The 1,189-nt window shown below is 71.6% G+C and carries 2 protein-coding genes and 1 pseudogene; all 3 read right to left on the bottom strand.

Features of this window, described 5'->3' with window-relative positions:
- Nucleotides 1-54 precede the first annotated feature (54 nt).
- Nucleotides 55-588 carry a Gx transporter family protein gene (locus ACE3PU_RS06525; RefSeq protein WP_153146940.1) on the bottom strand — a complete coding sequence of 178 codons (534 nt, stop codon included), beginning with the start codon at nucleotides 586-588 and terminating at the stop codon, nucleotides 55-57.
- Nucleotides 569-943 (bottom strand): NusG domain II-containing protein, encoded by a 375-nt coding sequence (locus ACE3PU_RS06520; protein ID WP_374387898.1) that lies wholly within the window; start codon nucleotides 941-943, stop codon nucleotides 569-571. Before ACE3PU_RS06520 ends, ACE3PU_RS06525 begins: the two co-directional genes overlap by 20 nt.
- A pseudogene (locus ACE3PU_RS06515) lies at nucleotides 943-1,189 on the bottom strand (hypothetical protein); the annotation flags it as partial. The gene ACE3PU_RS06520 and the pseudogene ACE3PU_RS06515, both read right to left, overlap by 1 nt.

The following is a 1,189-nucleotide window of genomic DNA, read 5'->3' as shown; positions in this document are numbered from 1 at the left end:
GCAGGCCGTAGGGCATGCCGGAGGCGCCGGTCAGGGCGAGGCAGATCGTCTTGGTCATCGGTGGGTGGCGGCGGCGGAAGGTTCCATTAGCAGTTTAGCCGCGATCAGCCCGTTGAGGGTGCCGAAAACCAGCGCCGCGGCGGCGAAGACCGGGGTCAGCAGGAACACGCCGTCGTGCGGGATCAGCCACGCCCGGGCGAGTAGTAACTGCCCGCCGATGTGGGCGAAGGCGGCGAGGATGCTGAGGCTGACCGGGCCGAACCAGCGCGCCGGCAGATGACGGGCGAGGCCGAGCGTCGCCAGGCTGAACGCCGTGCCGGTCAGCGACAGGAAAAAACCGGGGGCGAGAAAATAGCCGAGCAGCAGGCTGCCGGCCAGCACGCGCAGGCCGCTGACCCAGACCGCCGTCGCCCAGCCGTAGCGCTGCAGGACGACCAGGGTGACGATGTTGGCGAGGCCGGGCTTGACGCCGGGCAGCGGGCTGGGAATCGCCGCATCGACCAGCGACAGGGCGACCGCCGCGGTCGCCAGCCAGGCGACGCGGCGGTCCTCGGCGGTGACGGTCAGTTCAGTAACTGAGGCTGTCATAGGCGCGGGTCCGCCCGGCGATCTGCAGGCTGACGCGGTTGGGGGCGCAGATGGCGATTTCGCCGGGGCGCCGCAGCCAGCCCTGGCGCACGCAATACTGGCGCGGGCCGGGGTCGGCGACGACGCGGGCGCGGCCCGGCTCGATGGCGATGAGGGTCGTGCCGAGCGGTCCCGGCACCGCGAAATCGCGCCGGCTATGCAGGTCGGCCTCGGCGTAGACCTGGCCGTTCTGGCGGATGATGGCGCGCTCGGCGAAGCCGCCCTGCCAGAGCAGCGGCAGGCTGAGGCCGACCAGCGCGGCGCCGCCGGCCATCACCAGCCAGTCGCCGGGGCGCAGCAGGGCCAGCCAGTACATCAGCCGCCGGCCAGCGTGCGGTGGCGGATCAGCACGTGCGCCTGGTCGCGGAAGGCGCGGCCCAGCCACTCGGCCAGATAGACCGAACGGTGCTGGCCGCCGGTGCAGCCGATGGCCACCGTCAGGTAGTTGCGATTGTCGCGGATGTAGGCCGGCAGCCAGGTGGCGATGAAGCGCTGGATGTCGTCGCGCATGCGGACGACTTCCGCCTCGCCTTCGAGGAAGTCGACGACTGCCTGGTCCTTG

The organism is Brevundimonas sp., from assembly GCF_041911375.1.
GTDB lineage: Bacteria > Pseudomonadota > Alphaproteobacteria > Caulobacterales > Caulobacteraceae > Brevundimonas.
The sequence above is the reverse complement of the archived record's forward strand: the minus strand, read 5'-3'. Positions and strand labels throughout refer to the sequence as shown.